Origin of the sequence: Nemorincola caseinilytica (genome assembly GCF_039540515.1) — a bacterium.
GTDB classification, from domain to species: domain Bacteria; phylum Bacteroidota; class Bacteroidia; order Chitinophagales; family Chitinophagaceae; genus Nemorincola; species Nemorincola caseinilytica.
Genome location: NZ_BAABFA010000005.1, coordinates 157,889 through 180,995 on the forward strand (window position 1 = coordinate 157,889; position 23,107 = coordinate 180,995).

The 23,107-nt window shown below is 53.3% G+C and carries 6 protein-coding genes; 1 reads left to right on the forward strand and 5 read right to left on the reverse strand.

Annotated features, from left to right (window positions below):
* Positions 1–92: 92 nt before the first annotated feature.
* The 5 genes from ABD843_RS02985 to ABD843_RS03005 all read right to left on the reverse strand — a co-directional run bounded on the left by ABD843_RS02985 (position 93) and on the right by ABD843_RS03005 (position 12,905).
* Positions 93–2,732, reverse strand: coding sequence for a valine--tRNA ligase (locus ABD843_RS02985; RefSeq protein ID WP_345078293.1), 2,640 nt, complete (start codon positions 2,730–2,732; stop codon positions 93–95).
* A 165-nt stretch (positions 2,733–2,897) separates the two neighbouring features.
* Complete coding sequence (locus ABD843_RS02990) at positions 2,898–4,235, reverse strand: NHL domain-containing protein (protein ID WP_345078296.1); 1,338 nt, start codon at positions 4,233–4,235, stop codon at positions 2,898–2,900.
* A gap of 93 nt (positions 4,236–4,328) precedes the next feature.
* The gene (locus tag ABD843_RS02995) at positions 4,329–4,772 is read right to left on the reverse strand and encodes a hypothetical protein (RefSeq protein ID WP_345078299.1); all 444 of its coding nucleotides are present in this window, start codon (positions 4,770–4,772) and stop codon (positions 4,329–4,331) included.
* A gap of 116 nt (positions 4,773–4,888) precedes the next feature.
* Complete coding sequence (gene fumC / locus ABD843_RS03000; RefSeq protein WP_345078301.1) at positions 4,889–6,286, reverse strand: class II fumarate hydratase; 1,398 nt, start codon at positions 6,284–6,286, stop codon at positions 4,889–4,891.
* A 223-nt stretch (positions 6,287–6,509) separates the two neighbouring features.
* Positions 6,510–12,905 carry an FG-GAP-like repeat-containing protein gene (locus ABD843_RS03005; protein WP_345078304.1) on the reverse strand — a complete coding sequence of 2,132 codons (6,396 nt, stop codon included), beginning with the start codon at positions 12,903–12,905 and terminating at the stop codon, positions 6,510–6,512.
* 770 nt (positions 12,906–13,675) lie between these two features.
* On the opposite strand from ABD843_RS03005, the gene ABD843_RS03010 reads away from it, so the two are divergent.
* Entirely contained in the window at positions 13,676–23,038 is a 9,363-nt protein-coding gene (locus tag ABD843_RS03010; RefSeq protein WP_345078307.1) for a GEVED domain-containing protein, read from the forward strand.
* The last annotated feature ends 69 nt before the right edge of the window (positions 23,039–23,107 follow it).

The window sequence follows — 23,107 nt, forward strand, 5'->3', positions numbered from 1 at the left end:
CAAAAGTGAATATCATTCACGGACGACCTTTCCCACAAAAAGAATGGCTATCGCGCCATACAGCGCGATAGCCATCGGCAAGTGTTGCGACCCTATCGGCCCAGTTGCGCCAGGCTTTCTTCCAGTGTCTTTATCTTGGCCAGGGCATCGCTTTGCTTTTTCCGCTCGGCCTCTATCACTTCGGCCTTGGCATTGGCCATAAAGCGCTCATTGCCCAGCTTTTTGTCTATAGACACAAGGAAGCCTTGCAGATATTCTATCTCTTTCTGCATCTGTTCCTTCTGCGCAGAGGTGTCTATATTGGCCTGTGCGGCCTCTATGTACAGCTTATCGGTCTGCACCACGATAGATATGCTGCCCTGTACCGGCGCAGATACATATGCTACCTGTTCGGCATTCACCTGGCGGGCCAGTATCTGCTGTATGCCGTTGTAATAGCTCTCATTGGCTGTTTGTATATGCAGCTTTATGGTGTCCTTCGGCTTCAGCCTGTTCTTGTTGCGGGTATCGCGTATGGCGGTTATCAGCTCCTGCAGCAGGGCGCCGTCCTTCAGCGTCTGCGCCTTGGGCTGTGTATATGCTGCCAGTTGCTGTACTATAAGGTCGTCGCCGGTGGCGCGCTCCCTTAACAGGTGGTATATCTCTTCGGTAACGAAGGGCATATATGGGTGCAGCAGTTGCAGCAGCCGCTCGAATATGCTGATGGTGCGCTGGTAGGTAGATGCGGCTATGGGCTGATCCATGCCGGGCTTTACCCATTCCAGGTACCACGAGCAGAAGTCGTTCCATATGAGGGAGTAAATGGTCTTGAGTCCCTCGCTGAGGCGGAAGTCCTTCATCAGCTCTTCTACCTCGGCCGATACCTCTGCGAGGCGCGCTTCCATCCACTCTATGGCAAAGGCCACATTGGCGGTGTCCATACCGGCCTGCTGGCGGCCTTCCCAGCCTTTTACCAGCTTCATGGCGTTCCACATCTTGTTGCAGAAGAAGCTGCCCTGTTCCAGTTGCCCTTCATCGAAAAGAAGGTCGTTGCCTGCGGGCGAGGATATCATAACGCTGAAGCGTACCGCATCGGCGCCATGGTCTTCTATAAGCTGCAGCAGGTCGGGCGAATTGCCGAGCGATTTGCTCATCTTACGGCCCTGCTTGTCGCGTACTATGCCGGTGAAATATACCTTGTCGAAAGGCTTTTTGCCCATGAACTCGTACCCGGCCATTATCATGCGCGCTACCCAGAAGAAAATGATCTCCGGAGCAGTAACGAGTGTATTGGTAGGGTAGTAGTAGGCAAGCTCCTTATTGTCGGGCGTTCTGTTCCAGTCGAAGACCTCCATGGGCCACAGCCAACTGCTGAACCATGTATCCAGTACGTCTTCGTCCTGCCTCAGTACGGGTTCTTTAGCTGCAAGCCCGGGTTTGGCTGCCATGTACTTGCTATGCGCTTCGGCTGCGGTATGGGCCACATAAAGGCCTCCCTCGCTATCGTACCATGCGGGTATACGATGGCCCCACCATAGCTGGCGGCTGATACACCAGTCTTTGATGTTGCTCATCCAGTGGCGGTAGGTGTTCTTGAACTTGGCCGGGTGGAACTCCACCTCGTCGCTCATCACGGCTTCCAGCGCGGGCTTGGAAAGCTCCTGCATATTGCACCACCACTGCATGCTGAGGCGTGGCTCTATCACTACATCGGTACGCTCGCTGAAGCCCACCTGGTTGCTGTACTCTTCTTCCTTTACCAGGTTTCCGGCCTCCTGCAGGTCCTTCACTATAGCCTTGCGCACCGCGAACCTGTCCTGGCCCACATATAGCTGTGCGGCGGCGCTCATGGTGCCATCATCGTTCAGCGTATCTATAACGGGCAGGTTATGCTTCAGGCCCAGGTTGTAGTCGTTTATATCGTGCGCGGGGGTCACCTTCAGTGCGCCTGTGCCGAACTCCTTATCGATATACTCGTCGAAGATGATGGGTATACGCCTGTTGATGAGGGGCACGAAGCAGTACTTGCCTGCCAGGTGCGCATAGCGCTCGTCCTCTGGATGTACGCATACGGCGGTATCGCCCAGTATGGTCTCGGGGCGTACGGTGGCTATGGTTATGTATTCTTCCTTGTCGCCATCTATACGGTAGCGTACATAGTAGAGTTTAGAGTTGGTCTGTTTGTAGTTCACCTCCTCATCGCTAAGGGCGGTCTTAGCCTTGGGGTCCCAGTTTATCATCTTTACACCCCTATATATAAGGCCCTTTTCGTACAGCTCTACGAATACGCGCATCACGGCCGCATAGTAGTCATCGTCCATGGTGAAGGCAGTACGGTCCCAGTCGAGGGCACAGCCCAGCTTCTCCAGTTGTTTCAGTATGATGCCGCCATATTTTTCCTTCCATTTCCATGCATGCTCCAGGAAGGCATCGCGGGAGAGGGTCTTTTTGTCTATGCCCATATCGCGCAGCATGCCTACCACTTTGGCCTCGGTGGCTATGGATGCGTGGTCGGTGCCGGGTACCCAGCAGGCATTGTAGCCGTTCATCTTTGCACGGCGTATGAGTATGTCCTGCACGCTGTTGTTGAGGGCGTGGCCCATGTGCAGTACGCCCGTTACATTGGGCGGTGGCATTGCTATAGTATATGCGGGGCGATCATCGGGGGTACTTTTGAAATAGCCTGCATCGCGCCAGTGGGCATACCATTTCTGTTCTGCCTCGTTATGCTGAAAATTCTTACTGAGTTCCATGTCTGTTATTTGTGCCCTGCGAGGGGCAAGAATTTGCAAATGTAATTATTGTGAAAGATAAGGTGCGACAGTTGTGCCGCAGGCGCAAAATTTCCGGCAGTATGACGAAAAAAATGTCCGGCAGGTGGGCCGGACATTTCAATGATGTAGTAATAAAGTACGGCTTTATTCCTTCACCAGCCTGGCGACCGACCTGCTGCTGCCTGCGGCAGTGGCGACTCGCAGCATGTAGGTGCCGGGTGCAAATGAGGTGATGTCCAGATCCAGGATAGCACCCGCAGCGGTATGCGTGCTGATGGCACGGCCTGTAAGGTCGTATATGGTAACTGTTTCGTCTTTTGCCAGCCCGCTCAGCACACATTTTCCGGTGGCAGGGTTGGGGTAGATCTCCAGCTCGCTTCCTTTGCTCACGTCTGCAACACCTACTGCGCTGTAGGTCTGGCGCACGCGCTGGTTCAGCGCATCGGCTATGTAGATGTTACCGGTATTGTTCACCGCTACACCGAATGGCGTGTGCAGGTTGCAGCCAGTTACATACCACAGGTCGCCACCGAAGCCGGGTGTGCCATTGCCTATGATGGTAGTGATGATGCCTGCGGCATCTACCATGCGTATCCTGTTATTGTCGGCATCGGCTATATACAGGTTGCCACTGGTATCCATGGCCAGGCCCGCAGGACGGCTGAGCTGGGCTGAACCCGCCAGGCCGCCATCGCCGCTGAAGCCGGCAGTACCATTACCAGCATAGGTAGTGATGATGCCCGAGGTAACATCTACACGGCGCACTACATGTGCCTTCAGGTCCGATATGAATACATTGCCTGCCCTGTCGGCCACTACAGCATACGGAGAGTCGAGGCGGGCCGTTGTGGCCGGCCCGTCATCGCCCATATAGCCTGCTGTATCGTCACCTGCATAGCGGCTGATGATGCCTGCGGCATCTATCTTGCGTACCACATGGTGCTGGGCATCGGCCAGGTACAGGTTATTGGCAGTATCGAAAGCTATGCCATGTATGAGGCCGAAGGTAGCAGCATTGGCCGGGCCGCCATTGCCTGTATTGGTGCCTATGCCGCCTACGCCAGCTACTGTAGATATGATGCCCAGTGAGTTGAGCTTCCTGATGACATTACTGTGGCCATCGGCTATGTACAGCTCGTTGTTCCTGTTCACAGCTATGCCGGTAGGCCACATGGTGGCAGAGGTGCCTATAGAGCCATCGCCGGTATAACCTATCACGCCATTGCCCGCTACGGTAACTATGATGCCGGTGGCAGCGTTTATCCTGCGTATGCGGAAATTCTCGTAGTCAAGTATATATACATTGCCCGATGCATCGAGCTTTATGTCCCTGGGGCTGTGCAGCCTGCCGCCGGTAGATACGAAACCATCGCCGCCGAAATCGCCGGCGCCTGTACCGGCTATGGTCTTTATCTTTTGCTGGGCGTGTGTGGCGCAGGAAAACAATAAGGCTGTAAATAATAAAGGGATAGAAGTTCTCATACTCATCATTTGGTCAAAAATAATATAAATTCTTGCATTTCACACATGTATATCTATGTTGGTAAGATACTCATAATGTGTATGTTATAAATGTTACAACGGTTTGAAATACCCATCTACAAGATGTCTTGTTTTGGAATATACCGACATATTGCCCGAGCGGCATATCATGTTCACCTGGTCGTAGTCGCACACAATGAATTGATTCTGAGCCACCTTGCCGATATCAGGCCCGCTCTTTATGGTCAGCATCAGTCGCAGCTCGCCTTTATTATAGTACCAGGAGAATTTTATCGTATCTATTTTAGGGCTGTCGCATGCATTGGCATAATAATAGAAACCTGTTTTGTCCTTATTGAACACCACCGTTGTTGGCACCCTGCAGTCTGTTTCATACCCAGCCATATCATAAAAGTTCAGCTTCCATACGGCGGTAGGCAGTACCTCATTGGGGTCGGGGTATTCTTTTGGCCTCCATTTCGTGCAGCCCCACAGCCCCAGCAAAAGCACCAGCACCAATAATAGCGAACCTTTCATAGCGTTATTTTGCTGGTAAAGATAATAGATAACATTTAAATAGTTGCCGGCGGCATACATAGAAAAGGCCGGACATCATAGCGGCCGGCCTTTTCGTATGCTTGTTTTTTTGTTTATTACAGTTCTCCCACCATATCGGCAGGGCGTACCCAGTTGTCGAAGTCTTCGGCAGATACATAACCCAGGTCTATGGCCGTCTGCTTCAGGGTCTTGCCCTGCTTGTGAGCGGTCTGGGCTATCTCGGCAGCCTTGTAGTAGCCTATTTTGGTATTGAGCGATGTCACCAGCATCAGCGAATTGTTCACATGTTTGCTGATATTGTCTTCCAGCGGGGCCAGGCCTTCGGCGCATTTGTCGTTGAACGATACGCAGCCTTCGCCTATCAGGCGCGCGCTGTGCAGGAAGTTGTATATCATCACGGGTTTGAACACGTTCAGCTCGAAGTGGCCGTTGCTGCCGCCTATGCTTATGGCCACATCGTTGCCCATCACCTGGGCAGCTATCATGGTAAGGGCCTCGCACTGCGTGGGGTTCACCTTGCCGGGCATTATAGAAGAGCCGGGTTCGTTATCGGGTATGAAGAGCTCGCCTATACCCGAGCGTGGGCCCGAGCTGAGCATACGGATGTCGTTGGCTATCTTCATCAGGCTTACGGCCACGGTCTTCAGTGCGCCATGTGCCTCTACTATGGCATCGTGCGCGGCCAGGCTCTCGAATTTGTTCTCGGCAGTTACGAACGGCAGGCCGGTAAGGCTTGCTATATTCTCGGCCACCTTTACGGCATAGCCTTTGGGTGTATTGATGCCCGTACCTACGGCAGTGCCGCCCAGCGCCAGCTCGCTCAGGTGTGCGAGGCTATTGTTGATGGCACGCAGGCCATGATCCAGCTGCGATACATAGCCGCTCAGTTCCTGGCCCACTGTCAGTGGGGTAGCATCCATGAAGTGCGTACGGCCTATCTTAACGATATGCATGTACTCCTTCGACTTGGCAGCAAGTGTATTGCGCAGCTTGGTGATGCCGGGAATGGTGACATCGATAAGCATTTTGTAGGCCGATATGTGCATGGCCGTAGGGAAGGTGTCGTTAGATGACTGCGACTTGTTCACATCATCGTTCGGGTGCACGAATTTCTCCTTATCGGTAAGCTGGCCGCCGTTCATCACATGCGCCCTGTAGGCTACCACCTCGTTCACATTCATATTGCTCTGCGTACCCGAGCCTGTCTGCCATACCACCAGCGGAAACTCGTTGTCCAGCTTGCCTTCCAGTATCTCGTCACATACTTTGCCTATCAGGTCGCTTTTTTCCTGCGGCAGTACGCCCAGTTGGTTGTTGGTCATTGCTGCAGCCTTCTTCAGGTAGGCGAACGCCTTTATTATCTCCTTCGGCATGCGGTTGATGTCCTGCGCTATCTTGAAATTCTCTATCGAGCGCTGAGTTTGTGCGCCATAGTAGGCCTGGACGGGCACTTTTACCTCGCCCATCGTGTCTTTTTCTATCCTGTATTCCATATGTGGTATTATAAATATTGGTGTTCAGTGTCTTGTGTGCGCCGCAAAGGTACACTTGAAGATCGTAAAATACACTTATCTGCGCTATATATACCCCTGTAGGGGAAATGATGTTCATCAGTTGCCCTTATTCTCTCCTTACACTTTTCTGCGATCTATCTCTCGAAAAAAAACGACACCCCGCAACAATGCGGGGTGTCGTTCATATGGTCGGAATTGTTCTTTACGGCTTATACACCAGCCTTACCACGGTGGCCGTTCCATCTTCTGCCATGAAGTGACATGTATACATGCCTGCTGCAAGGTCGTAGGGGAGTGATACGGATGCGGCAGGTGCGGCCACATCATAACGGGCCGCCTGTTTGCCATCCATTGTGTATACCGTGAACACACCATTTGCAGCGGTCTCTATAGTGATATTGCCCACCGATGGGTTGGGGAATATCCTTACCTGTGCGATGCGTGTTTCGGGAGTAGTAGCCCCATCGAGCGGCCTGGCCATCGGGGTAGTGATGCTGGCAAGGACCGTCTTCTGGCAGCCATTGGTGAGTCTGTAGGTAATGGTAGCATTGCCTACGCTTACCCCGGTCATGATACCCGTTGCAGAACCGATGCCGGCTATGGTAGTGGCGCTGCTGCTCCATGTACCACCGCTCACGGTATTGGAAAGGGTAGTGGATGTGCCGGTGGCTATAGTAAGTGTACCATCTATAGGTGCAGGCGATGCCAGTACACTTACGGTAGCAAGTTTAAAGCAACCTGTGCCGGTGACCTGGTAGGTAATGATAGCTGTACCGGCCGCCATACCTGTTACTGCACCGGTGGCTTCCACCACAGTGGCATTGGCGGTATTGGAAGAAACCCATGTGCCACCCGGTGTGGTGCATGCCAGTGTTGTGGAGTTGTCCTTACATACAGATGTAGTACCTGTGATAGCTGCTACAGCACCGTTCACGGTCATCGTTCTGGTAGTGAAGCAGGTAGAATTGGTGCGGTAAGAGATAGTGGTGGTACCTGCAGCTACCCCTGTCACCACACCAACGGTGCTGATAGAACCTTTGGCAGGTGTAGCGCTGCTCCATGTGCCGCCCGGTGTAGCATTGGACAAGGCAGTGCTATTGCCTATACATACTATATCCATACCCGATATGGCAGGTACTGCTGCACTTACTGTAACGGCAGCCGTGCGCGAACAGCCCAGTGCGTTGGTGTAGCTGATAGTGGCAATGCCTGTAGTGGTGCCCCCTGTAACTATACCTGTGGTGCTTGATGCCGTTACTACGGTCGCGATAGCAGGGTCGCTGCTGCTCCATGCGCCACCTGTAGTAGTAGATGAGAGGGTAGTGGTATTGTCCCTGCAAACAGAGAATGTGCCGGTAAGCGCTACAGGCTGCAGGTTAACGGTGAGGTTGGTAGTGACGAGGCAGCCTGCAGACGGCGTATAAGAAATGGTGACAGCGCCATTGGCTACACCTGTCACAAGGCCGGTAGCATTTACCGTGGCTCTGCTGGCAAGGCTGCTGGTCCATGTACCGCCTGTTGTCTCATGTGTCAGTTGCTGCGATGAACCTACACATACCGAGGCAGATGAAGTGGTAATGGCCGCCGGTGCGCTTTGTACCGTTATGCTCTTGGTCGTAAAGCAGGTGGTGCTGGTCCTGTAGGTAATGGTAGCAGCACCTTCCGATACACCTGCCACAAGGGCTGTGCTGGCATTGATACTGGCTGCTGCATTGCTGCTGGCCCAGGTGCCGCCCGCGGTAGTATTGGTAAGGGTAGTGCTGCCGCCCGTACAGATGAACGATGGCCCGGCGATAGTGGGCAGCCCGGTAGTTACGTTCACAGAGGCAGTGCGGGCACAGCCTGCGGCATTGGTATAGCTGATAAGGGTGGTGCCGGTGCTCTGTCCCGTAACAACGCCTGTGGTGCTAACGGTGGCTGCAGAAGTGGTGCTGCTCCATATGCCGCCTGTAGATGTGGTGGCAAGCGTGGTATTGCCGCCTACACAGGTAGACAGTGTACCTGTAATGGCATTGGGCAGTGCATCTACGCTCAGTGTCCTGGTAGTGCGGCATCCTCCCGGTGTGGTATAGGTAAGGATGAAATTGCCCGCACCTATACCGGTAACAATGCCCGATGCAGAGCCCACAGTGGCTACCGCCACAGAAGGACTGGCCCATGTGCCGCCACCTACACTATTGGTATAAGGGGTAGTAGCGCCTACACATATGTTGCTATTACCTGTTATGGTTCCGGGAACGGCATACACCGTTACATTCACCGTTTGTGTGCAACCCACGGCCGATGTATAGCTGATGGTAGCATTACCTGCCGCTATGCCATTTACCGTACCGCTGGTGGTAGTGGCAGTACTCACTGTAGCTATGCCCTCATCAGAGCTGCTCCATGTGAGCGATGGTGTAGTGGACGAAAGGCCGGTAGTATTGCCCGCGCATATACCGGTGGTTCCGGTAATGGCTCCGGGCAATGCATTTACCGTCACCTGCTTTATAGAGCGGCAACCTGTAGGCAGCGAGTAGGTAACGGTGGCGTTGCCAAGATTGCCTGTGGCTACGCCGGTAGTGGCATTTATGTTCAATACAGTTGTGGGAGAGCATGACCATGAACCGCCCATAGTGGCGTTGGCGAATGTAGCCGTACGGGTAGCGCATATGTCCGAAGACCCTGAGATAACCGCCGGGGCAACGTTCACCGTTACTGCCGATGACTTGAAGCAGCCGTTAGGCAGTGTGTAGGATATATTGGCCACACCTGCTGCCAGTCCTGTCACCAGGCCTGTTGTGGCATCTATACTGGCCGCGGTCACATTGTCATTGCTCCATGTACCGCCGGTGGTGGTATTGAGAAGTGTCATGGTGGCTCCCTCACATACTACTGTAGGGCCTGCTATGTTCGCAGGAGAGGTGTTAACGGTAACGGCATGTGTCGCATAGCAACTGGGGTTCACCATATAGGTAAAGACCGCAGTGCCTGCAGATATACCTGTCACCATACCCGATGTAAGGTTCACCGTGGCCCTCGATGTATTGTTAGAGCTCCATAATGCGCCGCTCTGGGGGTGTACAAGTTGTATCGTCGATCCTGCGCAGACCTCTGTAGGCCCGGTGATGGCCGCCAGTGGCGCTACGGTGAAGGTCTTATAGGTATAGCAGCCGCTGGGCAGAATATAACTTACATTGGCGGTACCGTTCGATACTCCATATATAGTGGCTACGCTACCCGATATGGATACCGATATATTGGCATTGCTGGAAGACCATGTGCCGCCCGGTGTGCCATTAGAAAGAGACAGGCCACTGCCCTGGCATATAGTAGGTATGCCCATTACAGGGTTGGGAGATGCACTCACGGTCACGGTGGTGTTACGGGTGCAGCCTGCAGCCAGGGTATAGGTAACTATGGCCGTGCCGGCGGTAACACCGGTCACCTGTCCGCTAATGCTGTCTACCGATACCGCAGAGCTGGCCGAAGACCATGTACCACCCGGCGAGGTGTTGCTGAGTGTTATGGTGCTGCCTGAACACAGAGAGCCGGGGCCGGATGTAGTACCTATAGAAAGTACCGTGACAGAAACGGTGTCCGGGGCGCTGCCACAGCCTGCGGTATCGTAGCCCGTTACCGTATACACGAAAGTGGCCGGGAAAGAACCCGATGTAGGCGTTGCCGATACGGAAGCACCGGAAGTGGCCGACAGATAGCCGCCTGCCCATGTATATGTTGCTGCACCTGTAGCGGTAAGCGTTATTGTATTGCCATCGCATATCACAGGTGAAGATGTGGCCGCATCTGCAACAACAGCGGCAGGTTCGGTCACATTGGCCGATGTGGTGCTTGTACAGCCATTGGCATCGGTAACGGTATAGCTATATGAGCCTGCGGAAAGACCGGTGATATCGCCCGTGCCGCTATATGGTGTAGTACCTCCGGAAGCGCTTACCAGCACTGCGCCATTGTTCTCGCCATTGCAGTGTATGTTGGTAGCGGTGGCCGATGCCGTGAGCGCTGCTGCCGGCTGGGCAATGGTGCCGGAGGCAACAGAAGTGCAGCCATTGGCATCGGTAACGGTATAGCTGAACGAGCCTGCAGAAAGGTCTGTATACGAACCTGTGCCGGTATAAGGCGCTGTGCCACCTGCCGCAGATACAGATACGCTGCCTGTGCTATTGCCATAGCAGTTCACATTGGTAATGGTAGTAGACGTAGAGAGTGCGGTCTCTGGTTGTGCGATGGTGGCAGTGGCGGTCACTGTGCCACAGCCATTGCTAACGGTATAGGTATACGCGCCTGCCGGTACCCCAGTAAGGCTGGCTGTGGTAGCGCTATTGCTCCATTGCCATACCAGCGGTGCCGATCCGCTCACATGCGGAACTATAGAGCCGGTATTGCTGCCATGGCAAAGTATATTGCTCACAGTGGCAGCAGATGTGATCTCTGGCGCTGTGCAATCGAGCCTGAAAGTGGCATTGATGGTATGTGCCGCCGTTACTGCCAAAAAAGTATAGCTACCCACAGCACCCACGCTTGCTCCATCTACCAGTACATCGTCTATAAGGTAACCCTCACTGGCGGTAATGGTGTACACCTGGTCGTTGCCGCTGCAAACGGTAGTGGTGCCTGCCGGCGATATGGAGCCATGTGCCCCTGCCGATGCTACTATATTATATATAGCAGCAACAGATAGTGTTTTGCTTATGGTCGCAGAGCAGCCTGCGGTATTGGTGCCTATCACATCATAGGTGGTAGTAGTTGTAGGGTTGGCCGTTACGGTAGAACCCGTAGATGCCGACAGGCTACCCGAGGGAGACCATGAATAAGTATCTGCACCGGTAACCGAAAGGGTAGATGATGAGCCGCTGCATATGCTGGCCGGTGTGGCGATAACGGTAAGCGATGGCCTTTCGTTCACGGTCACTGTTGTTACTACGCAGTTGCCTGCGTATGCAGTGCCTGCATTACCGCAATAACTGATGTTTGCCATACCTGCTGCCAGGCCGGTAACAGTGCCATCGGTGGCTATGCTGGCGATGGCCTCGTTGCTGCTGCTCCATGTGCCGCCGGCAAATGCCGTGCTTAGCATTGTGGTATTACCCATACATACCGATGCTGTTCCTGTCACAGGACTCAGTGGTTTGTTGCGCAGTATGCTCAGTGTATTGCTGCCTGTGGTATTGTTATTGGCTGCAACTATATCGGGTTTGCCGTCGCCGTCTATATCGCCTGCGGCCACCATAGCGCCCGATGGGGATGAACCCAGTGAAAAGCTGACATAGGGTGCAAGCGAAGCCGTAGTGATGGTCCCACTGGTGGCGGTATTGCGCAGTACGAACACGCTGGTACTATTGGTCCCTATTATATCGGGCCTGCCGTCACCGTTCACATCCGCAATGGTAATGCCGGTCATAGCGCTTCCGGTCTCAAAGTCTACCATTGTCTCTAGCGTGCCGGTAGTGATGGCTCCTGTTGCGCCAGAGTTGCGCAGTATGGATATGATACTGCCGCGGCCCAGTATCACATCAGTTCTTCCATCCTGGTCCATATCTGCTACTTCCAGGTAGCTGACGCCGGTGGCGGCTATGTTCACGCTGGCCTGGAAAGATGCTGTAGTGATAGTGCCCAAATTGGAATTATTGCCCAATATGAATATGGAATTGTTGGCGGACATGGTGCCTATCACCTCGGCCTTATTGTCGCCATTCAGGTCGGCTATCTTTACTTCATTTACCGGTTGTGGCAGGGTTATGGATGCTGCTGTGGCAAATGATACATTGGCCGGGGTAGAGGTGTTGCGTATCACTACCAGTTGGGCTGTGTTCTGCGACATCACAATGTCGGGCCTGCCGTCCCTGTCTATATCGCCGGTGGCAAAGAGCCGTGTAAGACCCGTGAATGCGCTGGATGTATATGCCGACGTGAATGCTATAGAGCTGCCCGATGTGGTATTGCGGTGTACGGTAAAGGTCTTGTCTGAGTTATTGGCGCATATCACGTCCAGTTTGCCATCCCTGTCCACATCGCATATGTTAATGCCACAGGGAACATTGCCTGTTGCCACACTAATGGCCGAGCCGAACGCACCCGAAGTTATAGCACCGCTGCTGTTCTGGTTCCTGTATACCGATAGGGTATTGGAGTTCGCATTCGATACCACCAGGTCGGCCTTGCTGTCGCCGTCGAAGTCGGCAAGGCCGGGTTGTACGGAGCGAAGACCTGCAGGTATCTCTACTGCTGCATCAAAATTCACAGTATTGTTGGCATAGCTGCTATTGTCGTATGTAGGTACGAAGAAAGATGGCGAGTAGGCCATCAGGTTCGTTGCAAGGTTCTTCAACACCACCGGGCCATAGGTAGCGCCTGCCGGTACCGGTACCGTTACCGATGTGCTGCCGCCTGCCGTGGCCGTGGCTTGTGTAGCGCCGAAGTAAACGATATTCTGCGTAGCTGTGGCATTGAAGTTGCTACCTGATATAGTGATGGTGGTACCCGGGGCAGCGTTCAGCGTGCTCACTGAGGAAATAGAGGGAAACTGTGCGTATGCGGAATTATTTGCGATGGCCACTGCAAGTATGATCGCCGTGCGCAGTTTTACAAGTTCTCTCATTCTGCTGGATAGATGTTGTATCATAGATACGCTGTTTTATTATTTTCGACTATAGCCGATGCTTTTGTTTCGTGTTCGGTTTAAAAAATGAACGGCCATAAATTCTCTGCAGAATGGTGACATAGACCATTGCGAAAGACGATGCATGGACGTATACTTGAACTTACAGGACACGCCAGATCGGCGCAGTTCCGGAAACATTGTAGGTGTGTCTTATAAATGAATATATCCATTTGTTATGGGTTGATCCATTTATCGGTGTAAAATTACCATATAGGTATGGTACATACCAATATATTTACTAAAGCGATCGTTAACGTGAGGCGATATCTGTTGGCACATTCTACCTCTGGGTATTACGATTGATCTCCTTTTGCTCGCAAAGGTCCACTGACCGGTAGTTAATGATCTTGTAGCCGGATAAGACCGCATATTCACCATTTACGAATATTTTTTGTGGAAACAAAATTTTCACGAAAGAATATTTTTAAAAATGAATATTTCTGCAATTACATCTATCCTGTCTTGTAAGTGTTAAGAAATTGTTGTTACTTTTGATCAACCTCTCATTATAAATACCATTTATCTTATGAAACTAAAATTAGTAAAGCGCTCTCCCGACCTATGTGTCGCCGGTAGACATTCCATCGATAATAGCCTTCCGTTCCGTTCCTCTGTCTGATGTTGGGGATGATACTTTCCCGGTATCGCCTATTATTTCTATTCTATCATCTTAAAACAGTTCTGTCAACCACTCTTATATCACTTTTATGAACAGATCATCTTTACGTACAAGTTCTATCGGCAGGTCATATGGTACGCTCGGGCGTATGTTCTTTACAGGTATGCTATTGCTATGCGCCATTGTGCGAAGCAATGCACAGGTAGCTACCAATTATACCTTCTCTGCTGTTAACCGTACATACAGTACTGCGCTCACCGGCGCTACCACTTTATTCCCTTCGGGGTGGAGCGCCATGGTGGCTAATGTGCCACTGCCATTCGTATTTTACTTCAATGGCAAAGGATATTCCAGTGTGTGGGTCAATTCCAACGGATATATAACTTTTGGTGCTACTGCTCCGCTGCCATCATTCGCCAATCCCATTTCCAATAACAATGGGTTCGATGGCTCGGTATCGGCGTTCGGGTTCAATAACCCGGGCGAGACGGCACCGCTGGTAGATGCCAATAATGCCAACCCCATAATATACGGTACGCAGACCAGCGGCTCCAACACCGTATTCGTGATACAGTGGGCAGGGGCCTGGAAACAGCTTGGGAAGCCTGTAGTAGGTGGTGCAGAGAATATCAATTTCCAGATACGCCTTGTACAGAACACGAATGTGATAGAGATAATGTACGGTAGCTGTACATCCAATATTACATATGGCGCACTTTTTAATCTGTGGTCGCCGGTCGTAGGTATAGGTGGGGCTTCCATTACCGATTTCAATACCAGGAAAAAGACAGTTACTGCCGCATGGTCTACCGCCAATACCACGGCTGCCACTTCTGCGGCCGATTTTGTGCTGTTCGATGGCGGCGGTAATTCGGTTCCCTCGGGTCTTACTTTTCTCTGGACCCCCACCACCACACCGGGCGCATGTAGCAGCACACCCGCAGCACCTACTGCCATAGCGTCTGTAGGGGTAGCATGCCCTACGCGACCTTTTGCCGTGAGCCTTGCCGGTCTTCCGGCTGTTACCGGCCTCACATTCCAATGGCAGTCATCGGCAACGGGTCTGCCAAATTCCTTTACCAATATTCCCGGGGCCACCAACCCTGCTTATACATCTGTGCCCACGGCATCTACCCATTATAGCTGCCGCGTATCGTGCGGGGCCTCTACCGTTTCTTCTACTTCGGTAGGAGTAGGGTATGAGTCTGCATGCCCTACCGATCCTACCTATCTCTATAGCGTATGGTACCGCACCGAATACGAAGGATACCAGACAAGGATAGGTACCATCGTACTGCCTCCCGGCATCAATACCTGTGGTTCATCCATATCAGAGCTGTCGCTGTCGGCATCGGGCCATTCGCAGGGATATATAACAGGTACATGTGCCAATATCATAGATCTTACTTACCTGCCGGCTATAAGGATGCAGGTAGGCACCACCTATACAGGAGGTACCTTAACGGCTGCCTATGCCAACACCGTGCAGGGAGGTGTGTTCATAGACTTCAATGATGATGGCCTTTTCACAGGTACGGGAGAACAGGTAAGCACCATAACGAATTTCACCAATGCCTCATCGGGCAATATGACGATAACCATACCATCGCTGGTAGGTGGTGCATATTACGGTCTGCACCGTATGCGCATACGGTCTATATGGGGAGCAACGGTGACCAGCGCCGATTCATATTCCGGCACGGCATATGGCGGCAATGCAAAGGATTTCCTTGTAGCCATTATGCCGCCCGACCAGACCGTGGCGGCCAGCCCTGTAGCTGCGCCTGCGTCCATATGTGCGCCGGGTGCCGTAGAGACACTTACATCTACGCTCAATGTTGCGGGTGGCACTGTTCCCGGCCGCACCTATACCTACACCTGGACCGGCCCATCGGGCTTCGGTACCAGTGTCAGCTCATCTTCCAATACTACTACGTTCACACCTACCAGTACGGCCTTTTCGGGCGTATACTCCGTTATCCCTGTGTCATCGGGTGCCAGGGCATGCAATGCAGGTACGGTGAACGTGATAGTGGCCGCATCGGTATCTGCCCCTACCAATCCGCCTTCCAGCGCATTGGCCATCAGCGGCAATACCTACCAGGGAGCTACCATCAGTTTCACTCCATTCGCTACTGCTCCTGATGGGTACCTGGTAGTGGCATCTCCATCTTCCACCGCTCCTTCCAACCCTGTGGATGGTACCACATATGCAACCGGCCTTACCGGAACTTTCGGTGCGGGTAGCATAGTTGTCAGCGGATCGGTATACGGCAGCGCGCCGCCATATAGCACTGCCGCGCTCAGCTCCAATTCCAGATACTATATCTATGTATATCCGTTCAATATAGACTGCAGCGGCCCCAAGTACTACACAGGTTATCCTGTGCTCATCAACAATACGCTTACTACATGTATAGCGCCGCCAACAGGTCTTACAGCCACGTTGCCTACCGGCTCTACCGTCGATCTTAGCTGGACGGCCGCTGTAAGCGGGGGCAACCCAGCTACGGTGGTAGCGCCAGGTGCATACACCTATACGGTACATGCATACCTCGATGCTGCCCTTACTACAGAGGCTATCGGTTATCCTGTCACAGGCATCACGGGTACTTCTTATGTTGCTTCGGGCCTGGGTGTGGGTACCACTTATTATTTTGTCATAACATCTACTGCCCCCGGCGCCACATGCGGCTCTAATAGCACTTCGGCATCAAGCACTACTACATGTACAGGTGCGGCAGGTGTGCCATTGCTGCAGAATTTTGATAACAGTACGATAGCCAGCCTCTCTCCCAACTGCTGGACGGGCAATGCCGGCCAGGCAGGAGGCTCGGGAGGGGTATACAGGAACGGCGGCTATTTTGCCGCGCCTATGCCCCCTGTGAGCGGCCTCAACTATTATCTTTTCAATGGGTCCAGCTATATAGCCGCTGCCACATACCCCAACCAATGGCTTATGTCTCCCGGTCTTTCCCTTACACCGGGTACATACAATGTGCGCTTCTGGTACAGGACGAACAGCACATGGGGCGGACTGAAGGTGCAGTATACTACCAATGCTACATTGCCTACCAACCTGATGGCCGACATGACCGGTGCTACGAATATCGGCACACCCCTCGGCTCATTCACCGCAGGTATATGGACGTTGTACTCCGGCTCTATGACCATTACTACGGCAGGTACTTACTATGTGGGTATCAATGCCATCTTGCAGTCGGCCACCTTATGCCTTAATATGGGTATAGAGGACATAGAGATATGCAGGGTGCCCAATGTTACGGTATCTAACGGCACGCCTCCATATTGCGCCACCGCTACCGTGAACCTTAGCTCTGCGGGCAGTACAGGCATCAATCAATACTCGTGGGCCGGCCCGGCAGGTTTTACGTCCACTCTCGCTAACCCCGTGGTATCGGGTCTGGGTGTGGGCAGCTATACCTACTCGCTCACGGCCGTGAACGACCCCACAGCTTCGGGCTATGGCGGCTATTGTAGTACGGGGCCGATAACTACATCGTTCACTGTTAATCCCGGTCCCGATCCCATTACAGGTACGGGCACCATATGCCCCGGCGAAACGCTCACACTCTCTACCACGCCAATGAGCGGTGTATGGAGCAGCAGCACTCCTGCCGTAGGAACAGTAAGCACATCGGGTGTTGTTACCGGTATAGCAGCGGGTACTACTATCATATCATACACTACAAGTTGTGGTGGTTCCTCTACCACTGTGGTAACGGTGAACTTCCCTGCGGGTTCCATTCTGGGCAATGCATCGGTATGCCAGGGGCTCACGCAGACCCTTACGGGCAGCATAGGCGGCGGCACATGGACGAGCAGCAATACCACTGTGGCCACTATAGGTACATCCAGCGGCATAGTATCGGGGCTTACTACCGGTACGTCCAATATCACTTATTATATGGGGTCCTGCCGTGTATCTACCCAGGTAACGGTGGTAGCACCACTGCCTTCTATAACGGGAACTTTATCGGTCTGTCCCACATCTACCTCTACACTTGGCAACACTACGGGTGGCGGTACCTGGGCCAGCAGCAACAGTAATGCAACGGTAGGCCCGTCTTCATCTACCGTCACCGGCGTCGCGCCCGGTACATCGGTCATTACCTATACGCAAGGGGTATGCTATACCACTACCGTGATGACCATAGTGCCGCTGCCTACGGCATCGCCCACCATAGACCCCAATATCTGTTTGGGCGGCAGCACCAACCTCACAGCCAACCCGAGCGGTAGTACGAATACATACTCATGGAGTGGATCGGGTGTAGTAGCTCCTGCCGCGGCCAATACATCGGCATCGCCTGCATCCAGCACATCCTACATACTCACTGTAAGCAACAGTAGCATCACGGGTTGCCCTACCAGCACATATACACTGGCGGTAACGGTAGACCTGCCACCTGTGGCTTCGCCAACCAATTCCGGTGTGATATGTAATGGCGGTACGGTATCGCTTACTGCCAATCCCGGCGGCAGCACTACCAACTACCTGTGGAGTGGCCCGTCCTTGTCGTCTGCCACGGCTGCCAACCCCACTGCCACACCTACGACCAATACTACCTATACGCTGACGGTGACGAACGGCACTACCAATTCGGGCTGTTCCAATACATTCACAACGGCTGTAACGGTAAATGCCACGCCTACTGCAGCACCCACCAATAACGGATATATCTGTAATGGTGGTACGGTAACGCTCACGGCCAACCCCGCAGGCGGCGCCAACACCTATACATGGAGCGGTACAGGCCTGTCATCTACCACGGCTGCCAACCCTACTGCCACACCATCATCTAATGCCGTATACTCGCTCACGGTATCGAATGGTACTGCCAACCCCGGCTGTTCGCCAACTACTGTATATACAACATCAGTTACTGTGAATAGCGTTCCTACGGCGGCACCTACCAATAGCGGCAGCATATGCAATGGTGGTACAGTGACCCTGAATGCCAACCCTGCAAATGGTGCATCGGCATATAGCTGGAGTGGTGCAGGTCTGTCTTCTGCTTCGGCACAGAGCCCCGCCGCTACGCCTACATCTACCACAGTATATTCACTTACAGTGAGCGATGGCAGCGGCAAGCCAGGTTGCAGCCCTGCTACCATATACACCACACAGGTAACGGTAGACCCCAAGCCGGTGGCCGCACCTGCCAACAATGGTTATATATGTAATGGCGGTACGGTGAACCTCACTGCCAACCCATCGGGCGGCGCCAATACGTTCACCTGGAGTGGTTCAGCATTATCTTCTACTTCGGTGCAGAACCCCACGGCCACACCTACTACTACCAGTGTGTACACCATAACAGTGAGCGATGGTACGGGCAGGCCCGGTTGTGCACCGTCTACTATGTATACCACAACGGTATCGGTAAATGCCACACCCACGGCCGCACCTGCCAATAATGGCCATATATGCCAGGGTGGTACGGTGAACCTCTCTGCCAACCCCGCCGGTGGCTCTAATACCTATACATGGAGTGGTTCGTTCCTGGGGTCTACCACTGCGCAGAACCCTACAGCCAACCCCACTGTTACCGGTACCTATTCGCTGGTAGTGAGCGATGGCAGTACGCAGCCAGGTTGTGCACCTGCTACCGTGTACACCACACAGGTAACGGTGAACAATGTGCCCACGGCCGTGCCTACCAATAGCGGCAGCATATGTAATGGCGGTACAGTGACGCTGAATGCCAACCCTGCCAATGGTGCCACAACATATGCGTGGAGCGGTACGGGTCTTTCTTCGGGTTCGGCACAGAACCCCACTGCTACGCCTACGTCCACTACCACATACTCGCTTACTGTGAGCGATGGCAGTGGCCACTCAGGCTGCAGCCCTGCTACAATATATACTACACAGGTAACGGTAGACCCCAAACCGGTGGCTGCGCCTGCTAACAATGGCTACATCTGTAACGGTGGTACTGTGAATCTCACTGCCAATCCATCGGGCGGTGCCAATACGTTCACCTGGAGTGGTTCATCATTATCTTCTGCTTCGGTGCAGAACCCTACGGCCACACCTACTGCTACAGGCATATACTCGCTCACGGTGAGCGATGGTACCGCCCGCCCGGGTTGTGCGCCTGCAACTATCTATACTACCAGTGTGACAGTGAACGCCAAGCCCGTTGCCGCACCGGCAAACGATGGTTACATATGTAATGGTGGTACGGTGAACCTGACAGCGAACCCATCGGGTGGTGCGAACACATTCACATGGAGTGGCTCCTCGCTTTCTTCGGGCGCTGCACAGGACCCTACTGCTACACCTACTGCTACAGGTGTGTACTCGCTCACAGTTAGCGATGGTAGTACGCAGCCCGGTTGTGCCCCTGCAACGGTGTATACTACCGAGGTCACTGTTAATGCCAAACCCATAGCAGCCCCTGCCAACAGCGGCTCTATATGTAATGGTGGTACAGTGACCCTGAATGCCAACCCCGCCGGTGGCGCTACTACATTCACATGGAGTGGCCCGGCGCTTTCTGCTACAGGTGTGCAGGATCCCACTGCTACCCCCAATACTACCGCCACATATTCGCTTACTGTGAGCGATGGTAGTGGAAGGTCGGGATGCAGTCCTGCTACAGTATATACTACAGAGGTAACGGTAGATCCTACCCCTGTAGCTGCACCTGCCAATAATGGTTACATCTGCGAAGGCGGTACAGTGACCCTCTCGGCCAACCCATCGGGCGGAGCGAATACATATGTATGGAGCGGCACATCACTTGCATCTACCACAGCATCTAACCCCACCGCTACACCGGTAACTACGGGTGTTTACTCACTTACGGTGAGCGATGGTACTACCCGTCCCGGTTGTGCACCTGCTACTGTTTATACCACAGAGGTGACCGTGCATGCTGCACCAACTGCCGCACCCACCAACGATGGGCCGATATGCGCAGGCGGCACTGTGAATATAGATGCCAACCCTGCCAATGGAGCATCGGTATACACATGGAGTGGGGCAGGGCTTGCTTCCAATACCTCTGCCAGCACTACGGGTACACCTGCATCTACAAGGACGTATTCGCTCACTGTGAGCGATGGCAGCGGCAAGCCCGGTTGTGCGCCTGCTACCATTTATACTACAGAGGTCACTGTGAAGCCCATCCCTACACTTTCGGATGCGTCTAACAATGGTCCTGTATGTGAGGGTGCCACCCTGCAACTCAATGCCAATAGCTCAGCGAATGTGACGGACTACTCATGGAGCGGCCCTGTGGCTATTACCGATGCTGCTACGGCTGCTGCTACAGTGCCGGGTTCTACTACTGCGGCTACAGGTGTCTATACCGTTACATTGAACAATGGTGCAGGTTCCGGCTGCCAGAAGACCTACACCACATCGGCCACGGTCAATACCGTGCCTGTAGTTACAGGCATAACGCCTTCTACTGTAGATATGTGTATCAATGCGCCGCTTACGCTCAATGCTTCCGGCGCATCGGGTAGCGGCACACTTATATCTTACAACTGGACAGGCCCCAACAGCTATACTGCCACTACCTCGAGTGCGTCGGCCATGCTTACACCGGCCACTACGCTGGCAAGCGGCAGCTACTCGCTCTCTGTCACTTATAGCGGCGATGGCTGTACCAGCAATGGTATAGCATCGGCCGATGTGACCGTGAAAGACCTGCCGGTGATAGGCTCTGTGACCATTACCCCAACACTGCTCTGCGCATCCGATGTCCTCACCCTGGGTGGTGATGGCGCTTCGGGCGATGGTACGCTTGTGTCTTATAACTGGAGCGGCCCCAACAGCTATAGCAGCACTACGGCCGCTTCTACCCAGACCTACACCATACCCGGCGCTGTGGCCAATGGCTCTTACTCGCTCACTGTTACCTATACAGGTACGGGCTGTACCAGCGCAGCGGTAGCATCGGCTGTACTTACAGTTAACCCTGCGCCCAATGCGGGTACTGTAACAGGTACTGCTATAGTGTGTGAGGCCGCTACTACCACATTCGCAGGCTCGGTATCGGGCGGTGTATGGAGCAGCGGTACTTCCTCTGTAGCTACAGTAGGTACCTCGGGTATAGTAAGTGGTGTAGCTGCGGGTACGGCCACTATATCTTACTCTGTTACCAATATGTGCGGTACGGCCGTGGCTACACGCATAGCTACGGTGAACCCACTGCCCAATGCAGGTACACTTTCCGGCACGGCCGCGCTCTGCCCTGCTGTTACTGCTACCTTCACCAGCACTGTGGCCGGTGGTACATGGACCAGCGCCAGTACGGGCATAGCTACTGTGGGTAGCAGCTCGGGTATGGTCACAGGGGTGGCTTCGGGTACTACTACCATATCTTATGCCACTACCAATAGCTGCGGCACTGCATATGCCATGCGCGATGTGACCGTGTCCCCAACACCTGTGGCCGGTACGCTGTCCGGTACATACAGTGTTTGCCCGGGTGCTACCACTACACTGTCCAGCACGGTGGCAGGCGGAACATGGAGCAGTGCCGCCACAGGTACTGCTACCGTGGGCAGCAGCACAGGTGTGGTGACGGGTGTAGCTGCAGGTACGGTAAGCATTTCTTACACAGTTACCAGCATATGTGGAGAAACAGCTACAGCCGCCAATACCGTTACCGTGAATGCATCGCCTGATGCAGGCACCCTCTCGGGCGACAGCCAGGTGTGCCAGGGCACAGGTACTGTACTTACCAGCACTGTAACGGGCGGTACATGGAATTCCTCATCTACGGGTGTGGCCACTGTTAGTTCGGCAGGCCTTGTGTTCGGTACTGCGCCGGGTACATCTACCATCTCGTACTCTGTTAGCAATGTGTGCGGTACAGATGTGGCTACAAAGGTGATGACGGTGAATGTAGTGAACATACCCTCTATGACCATAGATGCAGATCCGGGTACTACAGTGGTATCGGGCTCAGAGGTCACATTCACTGCTCATGTTATCAATGCCGGTACTTCGCCCCAGTATAAGTGGTATGTGAATAGTACCCTTGTGCCCGGCGCCACTACCAATGTGTACACCACATCTTCGCTGGTGAATGGCGACGAGATAATGTGTACCGAACAGGGCACAGGCCTGTGCGACTACAGTACCTTCAACAAAATAAAGGTACAGGTAACGAACGCGGTGGTACTGGTAGATGTTGCCGCCATAGATGTGCGCGTAACGCCTAACCCAAGCAAGGGAACATTTACCGTGACCAGCTCGCTGGGTGTGAATACCGATGAGGAGCTAACACTGGATGTGACCGACATGCTGGGCCGTACCATATACACCAGTAAGACACTGGCCAAAGCAGGTAAGGTAAGCCAGCAGGTAACGCTCGACAATGCGCTTGCCAATGGCATGTTCCTGCTGAATGTTCGCACTGCAACAGGTGGTGGAAAGGTGTTCCACATCATTATTGAAAGATAATGGTCGCCACCATATACAAAATGAAAGCGCCGTGATACACGGCGCTTTCATTTTGTATGATATTATATA